Annotated in this window: 5 protein-coding genes and 1 pseudogene; 2 read left to right on the top strand and 4 right to left on the bottom strand. The window is 45.3% G+C overall.

Features of this window, described 5'->3' with window-relative positions; genetic code table 11:
- A partial coding sequence (locus BT147_RS14990; RefSeq protein WP_143187903.1) for an alpha-helical endospore appendage domain-containing protein occupies positions 1–812 on the bottom strand: 812 nt, incomplete at its 3' end.
- 241 nt (positions 813–1,053) lie between these two features.
- On the opposite strand from BT147_RS14990, the gene BT147_RS03220 reads away from it, so the two are divergent.
- On the top strand, positions 1,054–1,785 hold the full coding sequence (locus BT147_RS03220; RefSeq protein ID WP_072330924.1) for an alpha/beta hydrolase: 732 nt from the start codon (positions 1,054–1,056) through the stop codon (positions 1,783–1,785).
- A 64-nt stretch (positions 1,786–1,849) separates the two neighbouring features.
- On the opposite strand, the gene BT147_RS03225 is transcribed toward BT147_RS03220, so the two are convergent.
- From BT147_RS03225 to BT147_RS03235, 3 genes are read right to left on the bottom strand one after another with little or no spacing between them, the layout of a single operon-like run.
- Entirely contained in the window at positions 1,850–2,146 is a 297-nt protein-coding gene (locus BT147_RS03225; protein ID WP_072330926.1) for a hypothetical protein, read from the bottom strand.
- A 5-nt stretch (positions 2,147–2,151) separates the two neighbouring features.
- Positions 2,152–2,817, bottom strand: a complete 666-nt coding sequence (locus BT147_RS03230; RefSeq protein ID WP_072330928.1) for an AIM24 family protein — start codon at positions 2,815–2,817, stop codon at positions 2,152–2,154.
- 41 nt (positions 2,818–2,858) lie between these two features.
- Entirely contained in the window at positions 2,859–3,893 is a 1,035-nt protein-coding gene (locus BT147_RS03235) for a UCP032817 domain-containing protein (RefSeq protein WP_072330930.1), read from the bottom strand.
- Positions 3,894–4,276: 383 nt separating this feature from the next.
- On the opposite strand from BT147_RS03235, the pseudogene BT147_RS15400 reads away from it, so the two are divergent.
- Positions 4,277–5,031, top strand: a pseudogene (locus BT147_RS15400) (collagen-like protein); the annotation flags it as partial.

Genomic DNA, 5,031 nt, shown 5'->3' on the forward strand with positions numbered 1-5,031 from the left:
CCTTGTGGGCCGGTTGGGCCTTGTGGGCCAGTACCTCCGGTAAGACCGAGTGCTTCAAGGGCGGCTTGAACAGCTTCCGCAAAGGCCCCAGTTCCTCCAGTGGGCGCTTCAATACTCACATTGGCAGAACCAGGGCTTACCGTAATTTCTAACGAATTGGATATAAAGTTTAAGATATCTCCAAAACCGACTGGAACATTTCCGTCTGCGCCTGTGTTTCCTAGAACCGTGAATAAGAAATCGCCTGTAGCAAACGTTCCCGTAGGTCCTTGTGGCCCCGTGTTCCCTTGGGGTCCCTGAGGCCCTGTAGGTCCTGATGGCCCCTGAGGTCCTGTGTTCCCTTGAGGCCCTGTGTTCCCTTGAGGTCCCGTAGGTCCTTGTGGCCCTGTAGCTCCTGATGGCCCTGTAGCTCCTGATGACCCCTGAGGTCCCGTGGGTCCTTGAGGCCCAGGAGGTCCTCCTGATGGCCCAGTCGGCCCTGTAGCTCCTGCTGCCCCCGTCGGTCCTCTCGTAACATCTGTATTTAACACATTGTCTAACTTCTCATTTAAAATCCATTCCTTCTTAGCAATAACATTAATTGTATCGCGAACACTACTATTGATCGTTAGTAGATCGCTTATAGTAGGTTGAAAGCCTGATGACACTCCGGGGAGAGTTCCGAGAATGTATTGGAGCTTTTCTCCCTCGGCATTAATAATATGACTTAGGCCTAGCTCTTCTAATGCAATCGATGATAGTAGCAGATTTACTGCATCTTCTCTTGTAATCCCAATACTAGGTGTAATATTGGGTAAATTCGCTTGGGACATGCTATACCTCCTTACACTATAGAAGATTTCAAATGTAGTGTATGTAGTCACAACACACTCGGCACACCCACATGCCCTTTTTTACTTAAAAGGGCATGTATACACACAAGAAACTAGACAAAAATGGAATAACCCCTTACTTATTTGAGCAAGGGGCTATCCAAATCATTGATTCACGATAAGCTGATTATGGGTATATTGTAATGAAAGCATTGTTTTTGCATAGAAAGGGCAATGAGAAATGGATACCAAATATCTAACTAGAACGATTAAGAAGGAAAAGCTGACAAGTTCTCATTTAGAGGAGACGAAGGATATTCACGTTTATCTGCCACCGGATTACGATGACTCCCTATCATATCCTCTCCTTATTCTCCATGATGGGCCGGATTATCTTAATTTAGGCAGGATTGCTACACAAGCAAATCAATTATTGTCTCAAAATGAGATGGTACCCGTTGTGATGGCATTCGTACCGGTGGATAAAATGAAACGAACAGCGCAGTATTCGCCTACTGGAGAATTTCATGAAGCACATAAACAGATGGTCGTTGAAGAGTTGTTACCGCTTATGCAGGAAAGGTATTCGGTTGATACCTCGACTGACAAATTGGTAATCGGAGGCTCTTCTTTAGGAGGGACAGCGTCTTTACATATCGCCCTCGAGTATCCAGAAATCTGTAATCGGGTTTTATCGCAATCGGGGGCTTTTCTGGAAAAAACAGTACATGATCTCTCACGCGTGTATTCCCTACAATTCCTTGAAATCTATCAGTCGATCGGCCTATCCGAATCAGCAATTGAAACGCATATGGGAACCTTAGATCTCGTGGCAAGGAATCGTGAGGTCTATCAACTTCTAGTAGAAAAACGTGCACATGTAGCCTACCACGAAGAAGAGGGCGACCACACGTGGGGCTTCTGGCAACGGGAACTTCCGAGAGCATTGAAGTTTTTCTTTTCTACGAATTAATTCACATAATAAAAAGGGGCAGAATTCGGTTCTGTCCCTTTTGTTTGGTACTCTGTATTTTGACTTAATTACCAGCACTATCTTGAACCTTCCTTAACACTTCCTTCACTGCGTCCGTAACAGGCAACTCTCCGGGTAATACTATCCAATCGTACAAATCGTGTTCTGCTAAAATGATCTGATCGGAAGCATTTACATCGACAGCAAAGTTAAATTGGCGACTCTTCTTGCCACTACGGCCCGTATAATCAAATGAGTCGATATAACTACGGATCGCAATCACATCAAGCCCTGCATACTGCTCGACACCATCGCCAACGGCTTGATCAGTGAGTCTAGTAAGAAGAGAATGCTCAAACATTTGTATCATCCTTTCAGGTCCGATTGGTCGTTTTCATAGGGCTGAACAAGTACTTTCCCATCGCCACTAAATGCTAGCTGAAAGGTTTCACCAGAAGATTTGCCGATTAATGTTTTAAAGTTGATATCGGTACGAATCGTGGGGGAAGTACCCGAGGTCCAACCTAGTACACAGTCTGGATCTACAACACAGGGCGCCTCTAAAGCAATAGGCTCTCCAAAGGAGGTAATCGCAACACACCCATGACCGCTTAGTTTGCAAGTAAATAAGCCACCAGACACAGAGCCACTGCCTTTTAATAAGGTAACATCCCAATTGATGGTCTTTTCAAAGGCAAGAAGATTTCTACTTTCGACGAACAAGGTTTCTCCTTTCAGCTCAACCACCGTAATATCAGCCGCTTGATTTGCTAAGAATAAATCGCCATTCCCAACTGCCTTCATCAAGGGAACACCTTCGCCTGTAATCTTCTTTTTAATCCATTTGCTAATCCCACCGCCCGTGGTGCTTTCAAACTTGATATTTCCCTGGTATGCAATCATGCTACCCGCTCGACAAAATACAGAATCGGTTAAGCGAATTTTTAATGCTCTTGAATTTTGAAGGGTAAAAGCTTGAGAACTATCCACTTCTTCCACTCGGTGCAATAGCTGATCTAGCGAATCAGACATTCCAATCCCTCCTAATTTAACATCATAGTCATGCCATTTACCTAGCTTCCACCACCACAGCCACCGCCGCCACAACTACTGCTGCTACCACCACTACAACTGCTTCCGCCGCTATCTGAGTTACTACTGCCTGAGTCATTACTACCTGAATCATCGCTACTGGAACCACTATCACCTGAACCAAATATATAATTACTGCCATAGGAACTCGATTGCGCATTAAGGAGCGCATGTTGAGCAAGAAAAACATCATAATGATATGCGGATAAAAATAGGAACCCCACAAGGATGTAATCAGGTGCTTTTATGTTATGGTATTTTTTAAACGTCTTTATATTGGATCCATGGGTCACGTAAAATTGATCAAGCTTCTTTAATTTTTGCTTTACTTGTGTGATTAACAACTTTTGTATGTTTTCTATTACAGGAAAAAGGGATGCTGAATGAGTATTGAAATACCTTTCCTGTATCTTCTCCGTTGGTAAGGTTCGAAAGTCATGAATAACTGGGACAGAAACTGGATGTTTTAAAAATTTTCCCCACGTGTAGTTTGTATATTTAGTTGGCTCAAATAGTAAAGAAAAGATAAGGTCAAACCATGCGCGATCGTCTGGAACAAACTTCAGCTCCCCTGCACCGTGCGGTTGATGATGGAGGGTATTTCCTACTAATTTCTTGGAGAATTGTTCATAGTCCTTGGTAAACATTAGCATCTCATGCCAAATGACATCAACATCTCGGCTATACATCGGTACGTACGGGAGAATGGAGACCATCACTAAGTAACGTTTCCACTCGAACCAACGATTTTCGAAGTCATCTTGTGAGATCTGATATTCACGGATCACTCGCTCCCTTACCTGACTCGCATAGTACTCAGGAATCGATTGTTCTATATGCTCCACTAACTTTTTCATCTCTGCTTGGAACAGTTCATCATTCTTTTGTAATCCTAAATTAGGCATCACATGTAAACCCATGTTCTTTCCTCTTTTTTTATTATTACGTACAACAACATTCACGATAATGGTTACCATGATAAACATAAACAGCAAGATACCGATTAATAGCTCCAAATCATTTCCCCCCTATTTGATCTTATTGTATCAAGATTAGGCGAACCGTGATCTATCTACTATTACCCACGGCTACGTATAAGTAATGTAAATTTTTGATTACAAATTAAAAACATCACAAAGAGAATCATTGAACACACTCTCTCACCTACAAAAAAAGCAAGGAGGCTAGTAATAACTTTCTTGCCAAATATAGTGAACAAACCCGCTGTTCTTCATAGTGCAGGGGGTATTTATTTGTAGCCAGCGATAGGGATAATCAGGAAAACTTTGGCCTATAACTCTATTATTTCATCCCAGAAACAGAGAAAATAGTCATTTATTTATATCATTTATTGCTATGAATTCGTATCCTGTTATATCAAAAGTTTAGGAGTGAGGAGATGAATCAACGTAGGGGATATATCCTGCCTTTCTTACATGGTTATTCTAGAAAATACAGGGGACGGTGTGGACCTCAGGGACCTCAAGGGCCCAAGGGGCCAAAAGGACCTAAAGGATGCCGAGGTCGATATGGACTACGTGGACCTCAAGGTCCAAGAGGACCTAGAGGTCCTAGAGGGCCTCTAGGGAGAGGGCGAACTGGTGTAAACGGAGTAATGGGACCACCCGGTGTACAAGGAACCCCAGGAACTCAAGGACCTCAGGGACCGGTCGGAGGACCTATCATTCCGACAGGCACTTTCTTAGTTACCGGGCCAACAGGACCAACCGGCAACACAGGACCTCAAGGCGCTGGGGCTCCAGGCAGCACAGGACCTCAAGGCGACATCGGGCCTCAAGGGAATACGGGGCCTCAAGGGATTACAGGACCTCAAGGCGCTGGGGCTCCGGGCACTACAGGACCCCAAGGCGATACTGGGCCTCAAGGAAGCACGGGGCCTCAAGGGAACACGGGGCCTCAAGGCGACATCGGACCTCAAGGGGATACGGGGCCTCAGGGGATTACAGGACCTCAAGGCGCTGGGGCTCCAGGCAGCACAGGACCTCAAGGCGACATCGGGCCCCAAGGGAACACAGGGCCTCAGGGTGAAACGGGACCTCAAGGCGCTGGAACTCCCGGTAGCACGGGGCCTCAGGGCAACACAGGACCCCAGGGAGACACAGGACCTCAAGGCGCTGGGGCTCCAGGCAGCAC

This window comes from Thermoactinomyces sp. DSM 45891, assembly GCF_900119485.1.
Classification (GTDB): domain Bacteria; phylum Bacillota; class Bacilli; order Thermoactinomycetales; family Thermoactinomycetaceae; genus Baia.

Coding starts and splice junctions, on each gene's coding strand:
- BT147_RS03220 (WP_072330924.1), top strand. CDS start 1,054: ATGGATACCAAATATCTAACTAGAACGATTAAGAAGGAAAAGCTGACA.
- BT147_RS03225 (WP_072330926.1), bottom strand. CDS start 2,146: ATGTTTGAGCATTCTCTTCTTACTAGACTCACTGATCAAGCCGTTGGC.
- BT147_RS03230 (WP_072330928.1), bottom strand. CDS start 2,817: ATGTCTGATTCGCTAGATCAGCTATTGCACCGAGTGGAAGAAGTGGAT.